The sequence below is a fragment of the Pseudogracilibacillus amylolyticus (SeqCode) genome, from assembly GCF_051918545.1.
Lineage (GTDB): Bacteria > Bacillota > Bacilli > Bacillales > Amphibacillaceae > Pseudogracilibacillus.
Map to the genome: position 1 here is coordinate 1 of NZ_JBPPZG010000041.1, position 22,437 is coordinate 22,437.

19 protein-coding genes and 1 pseudogene are annotated in these 22,437 nt (G+C 37.6%); 8 read left to right on the plus strand and 12 right to left on the minus strand.

Going from position 1 to position 22,437, the window contains the following annotated elements:
• Positions 1-230, plus strand: a 230-nt coding sequence (locus tag ACPYKA_RS06785) for an FIMAH domain-containing protein (protein WP_479541591.1), incomplete at its 5' end; no start/stop codon positions are given.
• 92 nt (positions 231-322) lie between these two features.
• Here the strand turns inward: ACPYKA_RS06785 and ACPYKA_RS06790 are convergent.
• The 3 genes from ACPYKA_RS06790 to ACPYKA_RS06800 form a co-directional block, all read right to left on the minus strand.
• Positions 323-676 (minus strand): hypothetical protein, encoded by a 354-nt coding sequence (locus ACPYKA_RS06790; protein ID WP_479541592.1) that lies wholly within the window; start codon positions 674-676, stop codon positions 323-325.
• A gap of 123 nt (positions 677-799) precedes the next feature.
• Positions 800-952: a hypothetical protein gene (locus tag ACPYKA_RS06795; RefSeq protein ID WP_479541593.1), complete on the minus strand. Its 153-nt coding sequence runs from the start codon at positions 950-952 to the stop codon at positions 800-802.
• A gap of 20 nt (positions 953-972) precedes the next feature.
• Positions 973-2,055 (minus strand): M20 family metallopeptidase, encoded by a 1,083-nt coding sequence (locus ACPYKA_RS06800; protein WP_479541594.1) that lies wholly within the window; start codon positions 2,053-2,055, stop codon positions 973-975.
• A gap of 406 nt (positions 2,056-2,461) precedes the next feature.
• On the opposite strand from ACPYKA_RS06800, the gene ACPYKA_RS06805 reads away from it, so the two are divergent.
• Genes ACPYKA_RS06805 through ACPYKA_RS06815 form a run of 3 tightly spaced genes read left to right on the plus strand, consistent with a single transcriptional unit; the run spans position 2,462 to position 6,154 of the window.
• Complete coding sequence (locus tag ACPYKA_RS06805) at positions 2,462-3,901, plus strand: NAD-dependent succinate-semialdehyde dehydrogenase (RefSeq protein ID WP_479541595.1); 1,440 nt, start codon at positions 2,462-2,464, stop codon at positions 3,899-3,901.
• A gap of 59 nt (positions 3,902-3,960) precedes the next feature.
• Positions 3,961-5,361: a glutamine synthetase family protein gene (locus ACPYKA_RS06810; protein WP_479541596.1), complete on the plus strand. Its 1,401-nt coding sequence runs from the start codon at positions 3,961-3,963 to the stop codon at positions 5,359-5,361.
• A gap of 25 nt (positions 5,362-5,386) precedes the next feature.
• Entirely contained in the window at positions 5,387-6,154 is a 768-nt protein-coding gene (locus ACPYKA_RS06815) for an SDR family NAD(P)-dependent oxidoreductase (protein ID WP_479541597.1), read from the plus strand.
• Between the two features lie 166 nt (positions 6,155-6,320).
• On the opposite strand, the gene eutH is transcribed toward ACPYKA_RS06815, so the two are convergent.
• From eutH to ACPYKA_RS06835, 4 genes are all read right to left on the minus strand, one after another.
• Positions 6,321-7,574: an ethanolamine utilization protein EutH gene (eutH, locus tag ACPYKA_RS06820; protein WP_479541598.1), complete on the minus strand. Its 1,254-nt coding sequence runs from the start codon at positions 7,572-7,574 to the stop codon at positions 6,321-6,323.
• A gap of 168 nt (positions 7,575-7,742) precedes the next feature.
• Complete coding sequence (locus tag ACPYKA_RS06825) at positions 7,743-8,315, minus strand: ANTAR domain-containing response regulator (protein WP_479541599.1); 573 nt, start codon at positions 8,313-8,315, stop codon at positions 7,743-7,745.
• Positions 8,290-9,738, minus strand: a complete 1,449-nt coding sequence (locus ACPYKA_RS06830) for a sensor histidine kinase (RefSeq protein ID WP_479541600.1) — start codon at positions 9,736-9,738, stop codon at positions 8,290-8,292. Before ACPYKA_RS06830 ends, ACPYKA_RS06825 begins: the two co-directional genes overlap by 26 nt.
• 239 nt (positions 9,739-9,977) lie before the next feature.
• Positions 9,978-11,297 carry a transposase gene (locus tag ACPYKA_RS06835; protein WP_479541601.1) on the minus strand — a complete coding sequence of 440 codons (1,320 nt, stop codon included), beginning with the start codon at positions 11,295-11,297 and terminating at the stop codon, positions 9,978-9,980.
• 319 nt (positions 11,298-11,616) lie between these two features.
• On the opposite strand from ACPYKA_RS06835, the gene ACPYKA_RS06840 reads away from it, so the two are divergent.
• Together ACPYKA_RS06840 and tnpA are read left to right on the plus strand one after the other, a co-directional pair.
• Positions 11,617-12,333: a type 1 glutamine amidotransferase gene (locus ACPYKA_RS06840; protein WP_479541602.1), complete on the plus strand. Its 717-nt coding sequence runs from the start codon at positions 11,617-11,619 to the stop codon at positions 12,331-12,333.
• 329 nt (positions 12,334-12,662) lie between these two features.
• Positions 12,663-13,071 (plus strand): annotated as a pseudogene (gene tnpA, locus ACPYKA_RS06845) (IS200/IS605 family transposase).
• A 118-nt stretch (positions 13,072-13,189) separates the two neighbouring features.
• Here tnpA and ACPYKA_RS06850 read toward each other — a convergent pair.
• The 5 genes from ACPYKA_RS06850 to xylA form a co-directional block, all read right to left on the minus strand.
• Entirely contained in the window at positions 13,190-13,783 is a 594-nt protein-coding gene (locus ACPYKA_RS06850) for an aldose epimerase family protein (protein ID WP_479541603.1), read from the minus strand.
• 90 nt (positions 13,784-13,873) lie between these two features.
• On the minus strand, positions 13,874-15,796 hold the full coding sequence (locus ACPYKA_RS06855) for a right-handed parallel beta-helix repeat-containing protein (RefSeq protein WP_479541604.1): 1,923 nt from the start codon (positions 15,794-15,796) through the stop codon (positions 13,874-13,876).
• 21 nt (positions 15,797-15,817) lie between these two features.
• Entirely contained in the window at positions 15,818-17,242 is a 1,425-nt protein-coding gene (locus ACPYKA_RS06860; RefSeq protein WP_479541605.1) for an MFS transporter, read from the minus strand.
• Between the two features lie 159 nt (positions 17,243-17,401).
• Complete coding sequence (gene xylB, locus ACPYKA_RS06865; RefSeq protein WP_479541606.1) at positions 17,402-18,901, minus strand: xylulokinase; 1,500 nt, start codon at positions 18,899-18,901, stop codon at positions 17,402-17,404.
• A 25-nt stretch (positions 18,902-18,926) separates the two neighbouring features.
• Positions 18,927-20,252, minus strand: a complete 1,326-nt coding sequence (xylA, locus tag ACPYKA_RS06870) for a xylose isomerase (protein WP_479541607.1) — start codon at positions 20,250-20,252, stop codon at positions 18,927-18,929.
• Between the two features lie 259 nt (positions 20,253-20,511).
• On the opposite strand from xylA, the gene ACPYKA_RS06875 reads away from it, so the two are divergent.
• Entirely contained in the window at positions 20,512-21,705 is a 1,194-nt protein-coding gene (locus ACPYKA_RS06875) for an ROK family protein (protein ID WP_479541608.1), read from the plus strand.
• Between the two features lie 58 nt (positions 21,706-21,763).
• Positions 21,764-21,967: a hypothetical protein gene (locus ACPYKA_RS06880; protein WP_479541609.1), complete on the plus strand. Its 204-nt coding sequence runs from the start codon at positions 21,764-21,766 to the stop codon at positions 21,965-21,967.
• Positions 21,968-22,437: the final 470 nt, after the last annotated feature.

A 22,437-nucleotide genomic window follows, 5' to 3' on the forward strand; every position in this document is an offset into this window, starting at 1 on the left:
TGCAGGACAAGGGAGCTTTTTCTAATGAAAATACGGCAAGATCTTTGGACGTTCACCTGGCTGCAGTAAAGCGCTTTGAAGAGACAGAGCAGACGGAAAAAGTCCTCAAGCATTTGGATGGCTTGCAAAATCTCCTGGAACACCAGCGAAATGAGGGGCTTATTTCGGATGATGCCTATGATTCGCTTGTCGATGGTGCAGCGTATTTGATGGGGAAATGGCGAGATTGAACATGTTCAAAGTTACAGTTATCGTGTTGCCCTAAATGGAAATAAGAATTTGGCATTCCGGGTCTTTAGTGTAAGGTGAATAGCGAATAACACTATATAATTAAAACCCGCAAAAACACTGCTTCATGCTTTTTTTTGCGGGTTTTGAAAGCCGGGTTTGAAGTTGATCCGCAGCTTGAAGAATCTAATCCACATGACCGTTTTGCCGTTAAATTACGGACAGAGAATGGGATGCACATCAGGAGTTCGGTAATTGTTATCATGTTTTCCCTAGCTTGCTGGTAAGCGCGTTCTTTATCAAAATCCATTGTTAAAATAACTGCACACATTAACTTTAATACACGGTTTGCTTTTTTAAAACCAGTATATAAATGTGGTTGTAAATCATCTTCCGTATCATTAATGTCCCCATATGTAGTGTTGTGAATTGTCTGATTAACTGCCATTCCCTTAGCTACTGCACTGCTAGCAATCGAACGAGAATACTCAATGGATACAGGGTTCCTTTTCTGAGGCATAATACTACTTATTTGAACATAAGCATCGGAAACTTTAATTAATCAAGCTCCTTATGAAGCTATTCGTAAAAGCTCTTGAATCCAGCGCCCCATATTTGTCATTAGGCTAATTAAAGCTTGTGCGGATGCGATTAAATAATCCTCTGTGCCAATAGCATCATAAGAGTTTTCTATCAACTTATCGAATCCAAGCAATTCTACCATTCGTTCCCGGCGATGTATTGCTATTCTTCAAATTTAACCGCAAAATCAACAAGAGTCTCCTTATACGTTTCCACAGAATCTAATACCACATACTCATCATTCCCATGCCAATGATCACCGGATGGACCGAATTCAATGGCCGGAATACCAAACCTTGAAAAGTACCTTGTATCGGCGAAACCATGCTGCCCAAAAACGTGAACATCTTCTATCAAGGCTTTTTGTTTTATAATCGGTATTAGTTTTTGCAAATGCGGCTCATCTAATGTGTTCATCACTGGATCACCATACAGGTTAATGTCTATCTCACAATCTGTTATGCTTTTTATCTGGTTAAGAATCTTATCACTGTTTTGCGTAGGTAAAAACCTTATATCCATGGAAAGGATACAGGAATCAGGAACCTTATTATAGACTTCGCCACCCTGTATTTTGGATAGGTTTATAGATGGCTTTCGGAAAAAGTCGCTTGATTCCTGTGCGAAAGGTAATTTTAATAGACGATCATATAAGCGAAGTGCACGAACAATTGCATTTTCGCCTTCCCAAGGTCTGCTGGCATGTGCAGACTTTCCTGTTAATGTAATATCCATTTGCAAGACACCTTTTGCTTGGAGTCCGATTCCTAATTGAGTCGGTTCCGCACAAATGGCAAAATCTCCTTTATATCCGGAATCCGTTAAATAGGCCGCACAATTTTTACCGCCTATTTCTTCGTCAGAAACAAGTTGTAATTGAACATTGCAACTTAATTCTTTCTTGTTTAATTCCACAATTGCCCACATAATTGCTGCCACACCAGCTTTCATATCTGCAGTTCCTCTACCATATAATTTTCCGTCTTTTTCTATGGGGTTAAATTGTTCCGGTTTACCGCTTACAACATCCACATGCCCATTTAATACAAGGGTTTTTTCACCACTTCCAATTGTACATACCAGCATCCTATATCCGTTATTTTCCAATCTACTTATATTGTTTATCCCTTGTCTGTCTAACCAATGATAACAATAGTCAATTGCTTCATTTGCACCAGCTTTTGTGGAACTGTCAATGTTTACAAGTTCGATTAATAACTTATTTAATGTATGGATGATAAACACTCCCCAGCCAATGTATTTTAGATTTTTTCATGCTAAGAGTATATGACATAAACGAAATATTGACAAGTATATATTTATTTAGTAAAATTTAAATTAAAGTAAATATCAAATAAGCAAAGGTGCTTAATGAAACTCGCTTTTTGTGTAAGGTGGTTTCAAAGCGCCTTTTTTGTTGTGCGTACACGTTTCATTTATTTTTAAAATGAAAAGTTGCTTAAGGAATAGTAAGCGCTGACATTTAAATGTTTAATCATGGGGGCGATCCATACTTTATGAATTTACGATTAACATCGGTGAAGTAATTTATAGTGGGTAGTAAATAAAGACGCTTGCAAAGGCACTTGAATAGTAGTTTTTGGTGAGTCTCCATTTGGTTGCAGGATTTTAATGAAAGGATGATTATTACATGGCAAAAACATTATTAAATTACAACTGGATAAACGGCGAACAGGTAACCACTGCCACGACACTGGAAGTATTCAACCCGGCAAACCAACAGGTGATTGGTACCATTCCCAGTGCAGGGCAAACAGAAGTAAAAAATGCGGTGGCTTCAGCCGCAAATGCATTTCAACATTGGGCTTGTCTAACAGCAGAGGAACGAGCCGATTATTTAGAAAAATGGGCGGCTAATTTATTAGAGCATAAACAAGAGCTGGCCAGAATTATGAGTGAAGAGCAGGGGAAACCAATGTATGAAGCAGAGGGTGAAATCGCAGGTTGTTCCAAGTTTATCCAATGGTATGCTCAAGAAGGAAAGCGAATTTATGGCGAGACGATTCCACCGTCAAGTACTAATCAGCGAATCACCGTTCTCAAACAGCCAGTCGGTGTATGTGGGTTAATCACTCCTTGGAATTTCCCAGGAGCCATGGTTGCTAGAAAAGTTGCTCCTGCATTAGCGGCAGGTTGTACCGTTGTCGTCAAACCTTCAAGCGAAACGCCAAGAATTGCGATCGCATTGTTTGATGAATTGATGGCGACAGGGATCCCTAATGGTGTGGCTAATCTTCTGACTGGGAAGGCATCCGTTATTTCCGAGGTTCTGTTTGCAGATGAACGCGTTCGAAAAATTTCTTTTACTGGATCAACAGATATTGGAAAGGTGTTAATGAAACAAGCAGCCGATCAGGTGAAAAGAATTTCCCTTGAACTGGGAGGGAACGCACCAGTGATAGTTTTCCCTGATGCTGATTTGGATCAGGCAGCGGCAGCGATTGTTGATAATAAATTTGAAAACTGCGGGCAGATGTGTAACGGAATTAATATCATTCTTGTCCATGAATCAATTAGACAGGGATTAACAGAAAAAATAGTCGCTCGTGTAAAACAACTAAACGTAGGTTGCGGTACAGAAGACAATGTACAGGTTGGTCCGTTAATTAATCAGGCAGCTTTAGACAATGTCGAGCGTTTGGTCGTAGATGCAGTAGAAAAAGGAGCTGATATTTTAACTGGTGGTGAAAAAATCACATCTCATAATGGATTATTTTATGCACCAACTGTGCTTTCCGATGTCACAGAGAAGATGGACTTAGTGAATGAAGAAATATTTGGCCCGGTCGCACCTATTCTATCTTTTGAACAGGAAGCTGAAGTAATTGAACTAGCTAATCGCTCACCTTATGGGTTAGCAGCTTACTTTTTCACAAATGATGTAAATCGCGTCCATCGGGTAAGTGAAACATTAGAATTCGGCATGGTAGGTGTAAATGGTACCCAGTTAAGTGTTCCGCAAGCACCATTCGGAGGAATAAAAGAAAGTGGCATGGGTCGCGAAGGTGGCCATTATGGATTAGATGGATTTTTGGAGTTGAAATATATTTCTTTAAGCCTAAATCAGTAAGGTATTCATTTGTAGAAAATAGCTAGTTGTAAAATACCTAGTAAAAAAGGAGAGAAACCATGGGAAAAGTCATGAATGATCTACGGGGGGCAGGAACAGTCACCAGAGAACAGTTATTGGATATGATTAGAGAGGATGAGATTGACACAGTTGTTATTGGATTTTGCGATATGCAAGGGAGGTTAATGGGTAAAAGGGTTACGGGTGAATATTGTCTTGAACATAATTTGGATGATGGTGCCCATTTTTGTACGTATTTACTCGGAACAGACTTTGACCAGAATGTTCCAGAAGGCTTCGAGGCGATGAACTGGGATAAAGGTTATGGAGATTGGTTAGCTAAACCTGACTGGACAACATTGAAGGTTATTCCTTGGTTGGAAAAGACGGCATTGGTGTTTTGTGATGTACACCACCTAGAAGATGGCGCACTTGTTCCTATCGCTCCGAGAAATTTATTAAAACAACAATTGTCACGAGCTGCGGATGTTGGATTACAGCCTTTTATGGCTAGTGAGTTGGAATTTTACCTGTTTCGGGATTCGTATGAATCCATTCATGAAAAAGGGTATGCCAATCTTCGACTAGCCGGACACCATATGGAAGATTATAACCTGTTGCAAGGAACAAGGAATGAGCCGATTTATCAACGGATACGTCAATATATGACCCAGGCAGGAATACCTGTTGAATCCTCTAAAGGGGAAGCAGCAATTGGACAACATGAATTTAATCTTAAATATGCTGATGCGTTAACAGCGGCCGATCAACACATTATGTTAAAGCACGGAATGAAAGAAATATGTATGCAAAATGACTATGCCATTACGTTTATGGCAAAGCCACACCATGAATGGACAGGATCAAGTGGACATATTCATTTGAGTTTGACAGATATCCATACGGGGAAAAATGCCTTTTTCAATGAGCAGGACATCGATCATCCAATGTCTACTACCATGAAACATTTTCTAGCGGGTGTCATTCAGTATACAAAAGACTTTTCATTATTTTTTGCACCATATGTGAATTCGTATAAGCGTTTTGCACCGAATAGCTGGGCACCAACCAATATTGTTTGGAGCCGTGACAATCGATCCGCGGGGTATCGAGTAGTTGGCAATGGTAATAATCTAAGATTTGAAACCAGAATTCCCGGAGCAGATATGAATCCGTATTTAGCCTATTCCGCGTTAATTGCAGCAGGTCTGTATGGTATTGAACATAAATTGGAGCTAGTAGATGAACTAAAAGGGAATGCATATACAAGTGAACAAGTCCCGCAAATTCCATCTTCGCTTCATGAGGCAATCTTTGAATGGAAAAAAAGCGATGTCGTTAAAGCTACACTGGGTGAAGATGTTGCAAATCATTATTTACACGCAGCGAAAGTAGAGCAAAAAGAGTTTGATAGATTTGTAACCGGTTGGGAACGTGCCCGTTACTTTGAGCAATGTTAAATAAATGAATTAAGGTGGGAATAACATGAGATTGAAAGATAAAGTATGCATTATTACTGGAGCAGGTGGAGGCATGGGAAAAACTGCCGCGCAAATGTTTGCCAAAGAAGGCGGGAAAATTGCGGTTTTAGAGGTGAATGAGGAAGCAGGAAGAAAAACGGTCAAGGAGATAAAAGATCAAGGTGGAGAGGCAAGTTTTTTTCAATGTGATATATCCAATGAAGCAAATGTCGCTGGTTCGGTATCCAAGATCGTTAAGGAGTATGGAAAAATAGATGTGTTGTACAATAATGCTGGTATCATGCCGGAGGAAGATCATTCTGTGGTAGATACAACTGAAAAGGTTTGGGATGCGGTCATGAATATTAATTTAAAAGGTATTTTCTTTATGACGAAATATGTGATCCCGGAAATGGAGAAAAACCAATCGGGTTCCATTATTAACATTGCTTCATTTGTCGCTTTTATGGGATGTAGCGTACCTCAGGACGCTTATACAGCTTCCAAAGGTGCTGTATGTTCACTCACGAAGTCACTTGCTATCCAATTTAGGCCAAAAGGAATTCGTACTAACGCGATTTGCCCAGGGCCAATTGAAACCCCTTTACTAATGGAATGGCTCGTATCGGATGAAGAAGCAAAGAAAGAACGATTGGATCGGCAGCCATCCGGTCGTTTTGGAAAACCGGAAGATATCGTAAACTGTGCGTTATATTTAGCTTCCGATGAATCAGATTGGACGAATGGAGCTCTTCTAAATGTTGATGGAGGAATTACATCGAATTACTTTTAATAATTTTTGGATTATCCCTTTGGATTCTGTATTTCTAGAATCCAGGGGGATTTTGTCGTTTTTAGCTCTAACGCCAAGCGACTTAATCCGTATATTAAAAAAGAACCCCGAACAGGATCTATTGTTCGGGGTTCTTTTAATTTGTGTCGGAGTGATAAGGCTTGTATTATGCGATATCCTCTTTTTTTTGTTCGACATACTCATCCTTACCAATTATACCAGCCTCTCTATCTATCCTTTCCAACTCGCGTGCTTTTGGTACACAAATCCAATATGCTAAGGCAATCCCTAGTGTACCGGCACAAAATTTACCGATTAAGACTGCAGGGATTAAGGTAGGTTGAAAGTTAGCTGTATACGATAGATGATCCCCTAATAAAAACGCCGATGAGACGCCAAACGAAATATTGATTACCTTATCCTTTGGCGGCATATCGCGTACTAGCTTAAACATGGCCAATATATTTGCGACTGTAGCCAGAATTCCCGCGCTGCCAGCTTCACTTAAACCGATTTTTCGACCAACTGCAGTAAGGGGCTTGGATAAGTACTTCCGAATTAAATATACCATTGGAAAGGCGCCTGCTAACATAATGGCAATATTACCTGCATTCTCCAATGCCCTAAAGTTATCTTCGCCGTCTGCCATAATTGGATCAAATCCCCATGCTCCAAATATAGTGGAAAAGAACCCAGTGAAAATTTCTGCGATCGAAAATACTAATACGATTTTAATACTAATGTCTAAGAATTTACCAAATATCATAAAACATTTAATCATGAGATCGGAAAAGAAATACAAGCCTAACGCGATAATGACGACAAAAATGAATAAAGGTAGCAGATTAATTAAAATTTGTGCGTAACTAAGTGTAAATTCGTATGTTGACGCGGAAGTTGTGTCGATGGTCGTACGGATATCGACATTGGTTAGTACGATGATAACACTGGCTATTAGTGCACCTATTGGGATGGTTAGTAGTCCCGACATAATACCAAGTGCCATAAACTTATGATCGCGTTTATCAAGCATTGGCAATCCTAAGGGAATGGAAAATACAATGGTCGCACCTGCCATAAATCCAACAATCATTGCCATGATCCAGCCTTCATAGGATTGTTTTAAAACATCCGCTAATTGATACCCGCCCATGTCTGTTGCCAGAATGGATGTTGCGGCAATAGCTTGATCCGCACCTAATTTATCAAAGAAAGGTCCGAAAACATTGGTAATAAACTTAGATAAATACGGGATGGATGCCATAATCCCAGCGGAATTCGCAAATATTGGTCCAACCGTATAAATGCCTTCCATAAACTCCTTCCCTAGGCCGTTATCACTGTCCCTCATTGCTGCAAAGGCGCCCATGACTGCACAAGCCATAATGATATAAACAATAATATTACCTATCTGCTCCATACATATTCCTCCATTTTTTAATAATTATGATCTATATCAAGTTGAAGTCGAACAATAGGGATAAAAATGTGTTAATTTAAACTTTAAAAATGCACAAAGGTGCTTATCCCTTTTAGAAACCCTAAAGGAGATAAGCACCTTTGCCAGTGTTATTTACTTGTAATGAAATTAAGACTGATATTTAATGATGACTTTCTCGGCGATCTGATCCATTGTTATTTGCTGATCCATGCTCATGTTTCTTAGCTTTTTGTAGGCAGCATCTTCACTTGCCTGTAAATGTTCCATTAATAATCCTTTTGCTCTCTCAATTATTTTTCGATTTTGAAGTTCCTTGTTCATATCTTCAACTTTTTCTCTTAAGTTATTCTGGTAGTCGGCTTGTTTCAATGCGATTTCAACCGCCGGGATTAATCGAGACTCAGAAATAGGTTTCACTAAATACCCGACAATATTAGGCTGCTTTGCCTTTTCAATAAATTCCTGCTGGCTATATGCGGTTAATAGTAAAATTGGTGTATGAAGACTATTTCCAATAATTTTACTAGCCTTTAATCCATTTAATTTAGGCATTTTTATATCCATGATGATTAGGTCAGGGGGTAAGGAATAAGCCAATTCAATTGCTTTTTCCCCATTACCAGCGACAGCAATGACGTTAAATCCAGCAACTTTTAACATTTCAACAATATCCAGTCGGACGATAGAGTCATCCTCAACAACCATGATACGATTTTTCAATTTGAACACTCCTCTCTTGTTGAAATGTCACTGTTGCCAATGTGCCTTCTTGAGTAGGTTCGATGGTAAACTCACCTTCCAAGTCATACTCAACCATCATGTTTACAATATCCAAACCAAAGGAGGCTCCGCAATCACGCGAATAGCCTATACCATCATCTCTTACATTTAATTCAATTATATTGTTTAGTTGTCGAAAAGAAACTTTGATATTCCCTGTATCTCTTCCCGTAAAGGCATGGTTCATACAATTTTGGACCAGCTCATTTATAATTAGTGCAACGGAAATGGCTTTATTGGATACAAGCTTTAACTTGGAACCTCGATATTCAATAAGAATTGCCTTATTTGAATGATTTTCAGAGTAGACGATCATATTACCAATCCGTTCAATAAGGGCGTATACGTCGACATTGTCTGTACTGGATTCGGATAGAATAACTTCATAGACCGACGCAATGCTCAAGATACGGTTTAGTGTCTCTTGAAAGAGTATTTTACTTTGTTCGGGAACGCCATTTCTCATCTGTAATCGGATTAAACTTGCAATAGTTTGCAGATTGTTTTTGACTCGATGATGCACCTCACGAATAGCTACGGATTTGACGACAAGCTCTCTTTCTTTCTCTTTCAATTCTGTCAGGTCTTTGAGTATAACGAAAATATTGGATTCATTTTCATTATTAAGCGTGATTTTCTTTAATTGAAGAAACCGATTCCCTATTTGAATTTCTCTCATAAGCAAAGCTTCCGGGAGTTGTAAAATCTCTTCCATAAACGGGAAATATTGAATGATAGAAGAACCTACCTTACAATCGGAATTGCAAATTTCATCTACAAGATTAATTGCAGATGGATTAAAATAATTTATTCGGTAGTCAGATCCAATAATGAATAGGGCTTCTTCAATCACTTCCGGTACAATTTGTTCATTTTGGGCCATACTGATCATAATTTCACTTAGTGTCGTGGTTGCTTCGGATAGCGCTTTCATTTTATCTTCTTTCTCCACTTTATCACTGATATCTTTCTCCATAATTAAGACAGCAATTACCTGATTATGTTCTCCTCTTATTGGCACAACACTTTGTTCCGCCATTTTACCTTCTTGTGTTAAGGCTCTATTCAAGAACTTTTGCTTACCTGTCCTTAACGTGTAGAAAACAGCGGGTTCAAAGGCCTCATATGCGAACTGACCAATAACAGGAAATTCATATAAAGAAATACCGGTTGATGGTTCGGCTTCTGCCACAACAATCGTATGACTGCTTTCTGGAGTAGGACAATCAATAAAAACATTCGCTTGATTCAGGTCAGCTATAAATTGCAAGTTACCGGCTACAGATTTTACTTTGTTTATGTCTGATTCATTTAAACGTGTGTGTAATCTGCATAATCTTTCCACGGGATCAATATTTGGCATTTTCTGACTCCCTCAATATTTCAAGTATTCTATTATATTGATATGTTACCTTTGTCGTATATTTTTGTCAAGGTTCTATATTTTGAGTTTACCGTTTTTCTCTTGAATTGATAGGTGTTTACGGTCGTAGGAGCTTTAAGTGAAAATTTTTGTTGGTTTTATGAATAAAAACTTAATTTTGGCAGCACAAATAAACATACTAATTTGTATGTTTATTTCAAACTATTCAATTAATTGGTTCAGAACTGAAATGCTAGCTGTTGCGAACCCTTTGTTTTCTTTATGTATTTAAAGTGTCGAACACCGCATTTGTCTTTCCTAAGTATGGCCTCCATCCCTGCTGAAAAACGATATAGAAACATCTTAATTTGATCCTTTGCCTTAATAGCTTTTGCACGCTCTATCACACAATGAAAAAAACCATTTTGCTTTTCCACTTTCAGCGTCATGAACGTAATCATCATAGATACAAACGAAAACATTCTTTTCAGTCCTGACAAGCCACGAACTCGTACATTTTCCAAATCAAATTCCTGCTTTTGTACGCGAAACATTTCTTCAATTCGCCATCTGATAATATAGGCCTTTAAAACGGAAAGGACCTCGGCTTTCTTCCGGATTCGCTTATTGGTTAAGAGCACCATCGGCTCTTTTCCATATCCATACACAATAACCATTGTGAGCTTTTTTCCTTTGAGAGAAGGGATCTCCATCGTTAGATGGGAAACCTTTAAATCATAGACGGTGCCCTTTATTTCGGAGCGGAAATTAATTTTCCCTTTTCTACGGATCGCCAAATCATGAACGGAAAATTTCTTTCCCTGATACCATAAATTCCGATTTTTCTTCAACCGAATGATAAAGTTATTCTCCTGCTTAAGTACTCTTTTCATGACTTCAATATTGTCGTATCCACGATCCATGACAAATGTTGCCTTTTTTCCTTCCAGCAGTTGATCCACATAACTCAATCCCTTATACGTTTCCTCGTTCTCGCTGATAAAGCCTTTTTCGGCGGAAGAATACAAATGCGAATAGACGGAGATAGGGTGTTTTGTCTTGGGAGCAACGGCAATCATATTCGTTGTCCAATAACCGTCCTCTACCTTTCCTGTCGAACCGTCCCGGACACGGCCAAGAGCCTCCATTTTATTGGCAGCAGGTTTCACAATCTCGGAGTTGTCGACCAAAATCAAGTTGTCTTCCTTTTGTATAAAGGGTTTGATCATTTCATCATAATTTTCCTGTAGTTCAGTTGTTTCGTGGAACTCGTCCAGACGGTTGGACAGTCGCTTGACGGTTTGGAGTGCATCGATCGGTTCCTCCAGCGCACGTGCAATATGGGAAAGCAAAACGGACCTGCTTTTTGCCAGCCCAAAAAACATATCCAAAATAAAATCTTGATTAGGTTTTTGTAGCCCTTTGGATAATTTAGAAGTAAAATGAGAAATAGCACGTTTGGTAGTGTAAATTGCTTGGCTAAATGTGTTATGATTAGACATGAAAGTTCCCCTTTTTTGTGTTATATATTTTGTTTTGTTCCAACTTAATTTTAACATATTTAGGGGGGCTTTTTTCTTTCATTTTCCAGAAATCAGGCCCATTTTTATCGAAAAAAAGCAAAAATAGGCATGGAAAAGTCCATTTATTGGTCGAACTTTTCCATGCCTATTTTTTGTTACGTGTCAATCATTATTTTTAGGTAAACTCAAATCTATATACATTTAGATAAGACATGTTTGCGGAAGAATTTTTAAGACCCGATATAAATTGATTGTTTTATTAATAAAAATCGACTAAGATGATTTAAATAAGTCTTATTTATTCGATAATAAATTTTGAAGAAGGTTTTTAGTTCAAAGGGAGGGAGGAAGTTTAGTGCGTGTTCATACCCTTATAAATGATCCGATTGCCAAAGAGGGATGGATTAAAGAATGGATCGATGAAAAAGGCTATACCATTTCTTTCACTCTCGTATATGACGGGGCACAACTTCCCGTACAAAAAGATTTTGATGTGTTAATTATTCTTGGTGGCACGATGGGAGCTTATGAAGAAAACAAATATCCTTGGCTTAAGTCTATAAAGCAATTAATCAAGGAAGCGATTAATTTAAACAAGTATGTACTGGGAATTTGTTTGGGAGCTCAATTGCTTGCTGAAATACTAGGTGGGAAAGTATATCCGCATACCCATAAAGAGATAGGGTGGACGGAAATTAGGCTAACAAGAGAGGGAAAAAATGAAAATATTTTTGCTGGTTTGCCAGAAAAGCTGGTCGTTTTTCAATATCATGGCGATACATTTGATTTGCCTGCTGATACTGTGTTGTTAGCAAGTGGGCAAGGGTGTAGGAATCAGGCATTTATGTATGGAAAGAGAGTTTTTGGGCTCCAGTTTCATCCTGAATTTACTGCTGATATGATTGAGCAAATAGCTAAAACGTACGGAGGGGATATTGAACCCGGTCCATTTGTTCAAATGCCTTCTGAATTTATTGGAAGAAATGATTTGCAGGAGAATGCGAAAAATACCTTGTTTCAAATATTGGATAATTTGGAAGAAATCTTCCATTCACAGGATAACTCCAGTTGATTTCAACACATTGTGTGGGCGTTGACTGGAGTTATTTTAACAGAATATCGGAGGACAAAACAATTACTGAAAAACCTATGACACGTTAGTTAAAGACGCATGATTCTTTAATGGAAAGTGGCGGTTGAATAGAATGAATCACTTTCTCTTGTTTTAACCTTGGGTTTTTGCAATTGTCTGGCCCTCCACGACAAAGGGCAAAGTTGATAATTATTGAACCTTTAAACAAACTTTTCAACTTATAAATGCGTGGTCTAACTCCACCGTCTTTAGATGGTATCCGCTTTTAGCCTTATCTTTTATGTTCATACTAAGGGTGAGGTGAAAGTATGGGCGGATATAAGAAAAGTAGTCATGCGGTTTATGATATAAAGTATCACGTTATATGGGTAACAAAATACAGGTATAAAATGTTACGCGGCCAAATTGCAATAAGGGCAAGAGATTTGATCAGGCAGGGGTGTGAAGCAAGAGGTGTTACAATCTTGCAGGGCAGTGTGGGTAAGGACCACATTCATTTATTGCTTTCATGTCCACCGAGTATAGCACCAAGTAAAATTTTGCAATATCTAAAAGGACGTTCATCAAGATTATTACAGGATGAATTCCAGGAACTAAAGAAAAGGTATTGGGGGGGGGCAGCACCTATGGGCAAGAGGATACTTTTGTGCCACGGTAGGAACTGTGACAGAGGAAATGATAAGGAATTATATCGCTAATCTCAAGATTGAAGAATGAGTTTAGTCACAATTAGAGTATGCTTCAGCCTATGGACATTGAGCAGGACTTCAGCCTGAAGAACGACTTTAGTCGTCGACATTTATGTCCAAATCCACCTGCTTTAGCAGATGGTCGTTTAAAATGAACCTCTAACATAATGATCATGTATCGTATCACGTAAGTTGCCTGTTAAATTAAAATAGGAATGATTTGTTAAAATAAGCGGTGTTGTTTCGTCCGTCTGTGCCCAATAGTCCAATATCAATTCATTGTCATTGGTTAATGTGTATGTAACATCTGCTTCCACATTTCCTGGGAAACCATTTTCACCATCATTGCTAACATAATGCAAGGTGACATCTACGTACTCATCTGATTCAAATATTTCCCCTTCCCAAAGGACTTGGTGAAATCCATTGGAGCCGCCGTGCAAATGATTTATTCCATCATTCGCTTCTAGTTCATATTGTTTTCCATTTAATGAAAATTGCGCATTTTTGATTTGTCCGGCTACTCGGCCAATAATAGCGCCCAAAAAATAAGCATCTGTCTCATAATCTTCGTAATTTTTATATCCCAGAACGATATTTTCAACTTTTCTATTTTTATCGGGAGCCATAATCTTCGTGATAATTCCGCCGAAATTTAATATATTTACCTCCATGCCATAATCATTTTTTAAGACGAAAAGCTTCCACGTTTCATTTAAGTATTTTGTGTTTACTTTCATAAGATCAACTCCAATATGAGTAAGTGAAAAAAGGACTTGATAACCCAAGCCCTTTTTTGTTTAATTATTTTTTCTCGTTTAGACTAATATTTATCCCCAAACTTTCACATGATTTTTTCCATTTCTTAAATCAACAATTGGTCCTAAAACACTTTTTTCTGATCTTTGTTTACCCAGATAATCTGTATCTAAAGTTACTTCACTTCCATCTGGGTTTTCAAAATCTGCATCAACGATTCGTACTCGAGGTAGAGTTCCGGTAGATTGGATCTCTCCAAATAAGCTTTCGAAATCATCGGGAAGTTCACAAGAAAGATATACTTCATTTCCTTCTTCAATAATACGTAGTTTAGGGTCGAAATAATTTGCTTCTATCTTATCATTTTCTCTTTCAAAAGAAGCTGCTCCGTTGAAATATGCATTATGATTGATATATACAGGCTGATTCACCTTATGGAATGCCTCGTGGTCGCCGGGTACTTGTTTTACAGTCTCAATATATTCCTCTAATGATGCTGTATAGCCGTTGTAATGAGCTGTACCAACTCCTTCTAAGTCAGTATCGCCGATGAATATATTATTATAAAAACGGTCATCTCCACCATAAGTAGCTGCAAAACCAGCTACCTTTGTGCTGTGCGGATAATGGTAAGGAGTTGGGCGATCCAGCATTTTTCGATGAACCATTTTGCCGCGAATAATATTATTTACGTAAGCTCCACCTTGTGCATGATTATCTAAAGCGTAGTCTGCAGTTAGTATATTATGATCAACTAAATATGGACCACTGCTAACCTCAACAAACAAGTCGCGATTATTTCTATAAAATAGATTTTTACTTATCCTTGTACCTTGTGTTTGCCAATCTGACCATATTCCTAGAGAACAGTCATGGAAACGGTTGTTGTAAATTTGCGTATCAATTGCGGCATGTAATTTAATACCTGCTATCTCATGACCGAAAAATTCTCTCTTTAATGCAATGTTATAAATGTGATTATTATAGATCTCGCTAAATACACAGCCAAGATGACCTACTATGCCATTCTGGCCACAATCATAAATCGTGTTATTTCGGATAATATGAGAACCGACTTTTTCTTTGCTCCAACCGGCTTGGCGAGCGTGAAATACTGATTCTAATTGATATTGGTACCCTGGCTTGTCATTTCGTTTACTGCTAAAGTTATTTCCAGTGCTAGCTTCTTTCCCAATACTGATTGCACTGCATTTCGCATCATGAATGATATTATCCTCGATTATCCAGCCTTTACTCCAATGTGGGCCGATCAGTCCAGGCTGGTCAGCTGTAGGCGGCGCCCATGGAGTAGCTGCTTGTGTCAATTCAAATCCTTTGACTGTAATATAATCAATACCTGTATTTTCCGGATAAAAAACAGATTTTCTAACGTTTATTTCTACTAATTCTTTATTCGGATCAAACTCATGAAAATTAGCATAGATGGTTGTATTGTGTTCATCGACCTCTGCAAACCAAACAAATTTTGTTTGCTCTTGATTATGAACAGGAACAACCTCATTTGTCCAATGATCTAATACTTCTGTTTGTATCTTAGGTTCCAGTAGTTGTTCATAGCTTTCGGTCTCATAAAAAGACATCCCATTTAAATAAATATCGCCTAAATGTCTTCCGGGATTATAAATGACCCAGTCCCCGAAAATTTCTTCTGCATAAGGATTATACTCTCCAAAAAATGTATTAGGTAATTGAACTTTCCATACATTATTTTCTACTGCCTGCCAATTTTGAATACGTTCTGAGCCTTTAATAATAACGTTTTCACCTTCTGCTGCTTCATAAGTGACCCGTCTGAGGTCGCTTAATCCGGAGTTTTGAGGTTTTACCCACTCTCTGTATTCTCCTTCATGCACAATAACTTTGTCACCTGCTGCCGCAATAGAGGCTGCTTTGTTAATTGTCAAAAAAGGATTTTGTTTTGTCCCCTTAGCCATATCAGACCCATTTTTTGCTACATGATATTCAAAAGTCATTTTTATTTCCTCCCTATATTATTAAAGTTTCACTAAGTTTTTAGTGCGATATTCGCCTACTTTACCTTCTTGAATTTCTTTCTTTACAGATGGAATAAATTTCTCATAATTTAATGTGAATGTGATCAACATAATAAAGATGATACATGCGAATGGGAAATATATTTGCATGGATTTCATTGCTAAGATGGAGCTGTCTGGTTGAATCGATGAACCAGCAACGTATCCTCCGATAGTAAGCGTCCATCCAACAATAGCTCCTTGCAAACCAGAACCAATCTTCATCCCTGCGCTTGTTAAACTAAAAACAGATCCTTGTACAGGCACTCCGGACTTCCAGTAAACCAAATCTCCGACATCTGCTACGATGGCACTGAGTGCTCCGGTAAAAGGTACAACACCTACAGCGTTTATAATAAGTCCAATAGTTAACAACGTTATATTTTCTGAAAATACAGTCATTATTAGATAAGATATAATGGAAATAATCAATCCTATGATGATGCTTTTTCGAATTCCGAATTTCTCCACAAATTTAGGTGTAAACATTAATCCTATAATTGTTGGTACAGTAGTTGCTAAGCTTAATATAGCCATAACATCGGCATTATTAAAAACATAAGTAGCATAATAAACCCTGATACCATTATCTGTCTGTCTCAAATACCAAAGCAAGTACAAGATAATTGTGATAATAAAGTATTTATTAGTTAATAATACTTTCATTATGAGAAAAAAGGGGACTCTTTGTGTTATATTATCTTTAGTTTTTCTCTTGGCGATATTTCTTTCTTTTACAAACCATCCAGTAATCATTAAGGGGACTGCACATAAAAAAGCGTAAATTATTGCTGTGATTGTCCATCCCTGCTGACCGCCACCAAACCCGCTTATAAAAAATGTTGTAAATGTTGTAATAGATAAAACAGCCAGCTGTGAAAAAATAAAGCGGATACTTCCTAATGAAACACGATCATTCTTATCGTTTGTCATAAGAGAAGTCAGCGAAGAATAAGCGACGTTGTTGGCTGTATAAAAAACTGCAGAGATAAACAAATAGATTAAAAAAATATATACTATTTTTCCGGTTTGCCCTAATGCTCCAGGCACATTAAATAACATGAATGTTAATAAACCAAGAATAGGTGCTGTCCAAAAAACCCATGGTTTGGCTTTGCCCATTTTTGAATTCGTGTTATCAATCAATGTCCCCATAAATAAATCAGTAAAGCCGTCCGTAATACGAGAAATTAAAATAATTGTTCCAATTATTCCAGCAGAAATCCCTACTGTATCCGTCATGTAAATAGTGATAAAAGAAGCGATAAAGGTCCAGCTATAATTTGCTCCAAAATCTCCTATACCGAACGTAAGCTTTTCACTCATTTTTAACTTTTGAGTGCTGGCTATTTGTGTTTCACTTTTTTCCGGTTGTGCAGTTTGCATTTCTATTCCCCCATTTTAAATGAAAAGATAACGTCAACTTGCAATCAAGAAAACCCCCACATATTAGATGATATTTTTGTTATCGTCTCCGCTTTTTTCTCTAGTATTACCGAATGGAAGCAATTATCTTTCAAATTATTAATCATGCAAATAAACTCATTATTCCCGGTATCGCATCAACTTTTTATTTAGTGAATGTGTTGACGTATAGACTTGTTGGTAGAGTTTAAATAATGTTTGATAAATCACTATATTTTCTTCAATTGGTTCATATATTTTTTCTTCATGTAAAAAAGCTTCTGCGCAAGCTTCAAGTGTTTTAAACCATCCGCAACCATAAGCTGCTAACATTGCAGCTCCCATTCCTGGACCTTGCTCATTGGATAATTTGACAACTTCCGTATTAAAGATATCTGCTTGCATTTGCAGCCATGTTTCATTTTTTGTACCACCGCCAACGGAAATGATTTGATCGATTTTCTTTCCATGATCTCGGAATAACTGGACAGACTCATTTAACGAAAATGTAACTCCTTCCATAACAGACCGTACAAAATGTTTCATCTTGTGAGAACTATCTATTCCAATAAAACTTCCGCGAATAGATGAATCAACGTGAGGTGTTCGTTCACCTGCAATATATGGTGTGAATAATAAACCATTTGCGCCTGGTGGAGCTTTATCAACATTGTTAAGCAATTGGTCGAACGTTTTTTCTTTTGCGAAAGTATCTTTAAACCACGTAAGACTTTGTCCAGCTGCAAGTGTAACGCCCATGGTATAATAAGCATTTGATACGCCATGGTTGAAATAGTGAACTTTCCCCTGAAAGTTGCGATCTCCGCGGTCTTCATGAGCGAGAACTACTCCGGATGTACCGATGCTGGCCATTGTTTTGCCTTCCGTTAAGACCCCTGATCCAATTGCACCGCATACATTATCAGCGCCGCCAGTAAAGATACGAGTTGATTTGGATAAGCCTGTTTTTTCAATAACTTCAGGGATCAATGTTCCGATCTCTTCATAAGATTCTGCCAAGGGTGGACATATATCCGAATCGATATCTAATAAATCGCAAATACTCTGGCTCCATTCTTTTTCTGCTACATCCAGTAACAAGGTACCAGCTGCATCGGAGTATTCCGTATGCAAACTTTTAGTAAGCTTCAAACGGACATAATCTTTTGGTAATAAGAAAGTTTTTACTTTACTATAAAGCTCAGGCTCATGATTTTTGACCCATAATAATTTAGGTAATGTAAATCCTTCTAAAGCCAAATTTTTCGTGATACGAAGCAGTCTTTCTTTTCCAACTTTTTTATAAATCTCCTGGCACTCCGCTGTAGTTCGTGTGTCATTCCATAAAATCGCATTACGAAGGACATTTTGATTTTCATCAAGCAGAACCAGTCCATGCATTTGTCCAGAAAAGCTGATACCTTCAATGTCATCTGATTTGCTTTTGAATTGTTGAATTAGTTCAGAAAGCCCGGCGACAGTTTGATCTACCCAATCTTTAGGGTTCTGTTCGCTATAGCCTGTTTTTTCTTGTAATAGGGGATATGTTTTGGAAACTTCTTTTACAACGTTTCCTTGCTGATTAACCAATAAAAGCTTCACAGCACTTGTCCCCAAATCAACACCAATAACATGCTTCATTACTCAGCCTCCTTATGTTCAGTTCTTAATGGTCTGAATAAATTGTCAGCAAATATTGATTGATTGCTGCCTTGATTTTTTCCAATTGGCCAGATTGATGATTGATTTCTCTTAAGTCAAGTGCATGTTCCTCCAATTTGTGGAAATTTGTTTTTTCTTCCACGATGTCTAAACCAATACCATTCGTATAACTCTTGTATCTATTATTTATAATATTTTCGAGAACCTGATCATCTAATAATTTCTGAGCGACTTTTAACCCGACTGCGAAACTATCCATACCGGCTATATGTGCGTGAAAGAGGTCTTCCGGCTCGAATGAACCTCGTCTCACCTTGGCATCAAAGTTCAATCCGCCGCGGCCTAGTCCGCCGTTCTTAATAATTTCATACATTGCAAGTGTCGTATTGTACAAGTCTGTCGGGAATTCATCCGTATCCCATCCTAAGAGCGGGTGCCCTTGATTGGCATCTACTGACCCTAAGATATTGTTAACACGCGCATAGTGCAGTTCGTGCTCAAAAGTATGACCAGCGAGTGTGGCGTGATTGGCTTCCAGATTCAATTTGAAGTGATCCTGTAAACCATAATGTTGTAAAAAGGCATAGCTACTGGCAGCATCAAAATCATATTGGTGCGTCGTTGGTTCCTTTGGTTTTGGTTCAATCAGGAATTGGCCATCAAAACCGATTTCTTTCGCATAATCCACTGCCATATGGAAGAAACGTCCGAGATTATCCAGTTCGAGCTCCATATCTGTGTTGAGGAGTGTTTCATAACCTTCACGGCCTCCCCAAAATACGTAGTTTTCTCCGCCGAGTTCTTTTCCGATTTCCAATCCTTTTTTAACTTTTGCTGCAGCGTAAGCGAATACATCTGCATGATTGGAAGATGCTGCACCATGAATAAATCGTGGATGCGTAAAATTATTAGCTGTATTCCAAAGCAGTTTTGTCTTACTATCTTTCATATAATCTTTCATCATGGAGACGATTGTATCTAAGTTTTGATTGGTTTCTCTTAATGTTTCTCCTTCTGGTGCGATATCAACGTCATGAAAACAGAAATAGGGAACATTTAGCTTCTCAAAAAATTCAAAAGCTCCCTCAACACGGGCTTTCGCTCGATCCATTCCTGAGAATTTATCCCAAGGGCGGACCGCTGTTCCGGAGCCGAATGGGTCTGACAAATCTTCTGTAAATGTATGCCAGTATGCTACTGCAAAACGTAAATAATCCTCCATATTTGTGCCGCCGATGGCTTCTTCCGGATTATAAAACTTAAACGCATAAGGATTCGTTGACCTCGATCCTTCATAAATTATCTGATCTACGTTTGGAAAATAACTCATTTAACAATACCTCCTATTTCGTTGATTCAGTTAAAGTAAGTTCATATAACTTTGTTTAAGCTTAAAACTAAGTTTAGTATTTATTGAAAACGTTGTCAATGATAAAATTACAATTAGAAGGTATTTTTATTATCGAATACTCATTTAAATATAGTTATTTCTAAAAATAATTAGTACAATGGTTAAACAATATTAAGGTGATGTTCAAGTGATTTCTGTGATAGAATAAAGATAAAGAATTGTAAAAAGGAGAAAAAAGATGCAAAAAATTCAAACCGGTGATCAAAATTTTGTTAAACAAATGAATAAATCAATTGTTTTTCGTTCAATTAAAAAAAACGAACCACTATCCCGTTCGCAGATTTCTAAAATAACTGGACTCAATAAAGCAACTGTTTCTACAATGGTTTCGGAAATGCTTGATGAGTCATTCGTATATGAAATAGAGTCTAATCAATCAAGTGGTGGGAGAAAGCCTGTGCTATTATATTTTAATAATCTTGCGGGCTATTCTGTTGGAATTGACTTGGGTGTTAATTACATTCTAGGTGTTCTGACGGATTTGAATGGTCATATTATAGAAGAGGTCACCCAGACCTTAACTAGCATTGAATATGAAGATGTGAAGAACAATTTAGTGGATATCATAAAAAAATTTATTAGAAAGGCTCCGGATAGTACGTATGGCATAGTAGGAATCGGTATAGGTGTTCCAGGTAATGTCAATCTCGATGAAAACATTTTATTCGCTCCAAATCTTAAATGGAAAAACATTGATTTAAAAGCAGAGTTACAAAATGAACTTAAAATTCCGGTCAAAATTCAAAATGAAGCTAATTGTGGTGTCCATGGTGAACATCTTTATGGAAGAGGGAAGAATGTATCCGATTTAGTGTATATTAGCATTGGAGTTGGTATTGGTACTGGCATCATTATAAAAAACAATCTTTACACTGGTACATCTGGTATCTCTGGAGAAATGGGGCATGTTACCCTTAATGCAAACGGGCCCAAATGCCGTTGCGGAAATCACGGTTGCTGGGAACTTTATGCATCGGAACAAGCTCTTTTGGAGCATGTAAAAAAACAAAAAGTATTAAGCAGTACGAATGATATAAGTCTGGAGAAACTAGTAGCAGAAGCAAAAACAGGGAATAAAGAAGTTTTGCAGATTTTAAACACATTAGGGGAATATATTGGAATTGGTTTAACAACAGTTATCAATACGTTTAATCCAGAAATGGTTATCATAGGAAATAGAATATCACTATTTAGTCGATGGTTAAGCAATCCTGTTAATCACGTTCTTCAAGATAGGCTATCTTATTATCATCATAAAAATACGGAAATTAAATTTTCTGCTCTGGGGCGTTATTCAAGTGCGCTCGGTGCTACTTCGATAGCGATTTCTCATTTTTTATCGGAACAAAAGTTAGAGAAAATGGCGTTATAACACCAATAACTGATATACCTTTAATTTTCAAAATGACTTGAAGCAAGGAGGATTTATGATGGAAGTATGGTATGTAAGCTATGGCTCCAACATTAGCGAAAAACCTTTCCCTGTTATATTGAAGGAGGCATTCCTGAATGCAAGAAAATATTTGATTACGGATGAGCAATTTGGAGAAGTGGTGGAACAGGAAAATAATGTGGATGCCTTAAATATTAATTTAATGTACACGATATCATGGATAAGGGCTATATTGACTTAAATGAGGGCTGGTACGGAAGAACTATTTACTTGGGGGAAAGAGGAAGAGGCACCCATGTTTACATTTACATCTCCTGATGTAACGGGAGCGTAAGCGTTTACCACTCCGCCGCCTTCCTATTAATCCATGATTTCCCATGGATTAAAAGAGATTGGTCTTACAAATAAAGAGATTGTGGAATATTTTTTAACAAAACCTGGAATTGAAGGGGAGTTTACAAATGGAGAGCTTTTTCGATATATTTTCCGTTAGTTATCATTTTTAATAACTCGAATGAAAAATAGATAATCGTATTGGGCTGTTTCATTTTAATGGGAGATATTATTGTAACCCTGAATTATTCATACTTCTAACCAAAAAGATAAATGAAGCTTAGCCCTGGGTTATTTTCGTAAAATAAGATGGAACCTTTCCAGAAATGGTTTGCTTAAACTAGAGATCCTTGAAAATCTCTAGTTTTTGGACATACG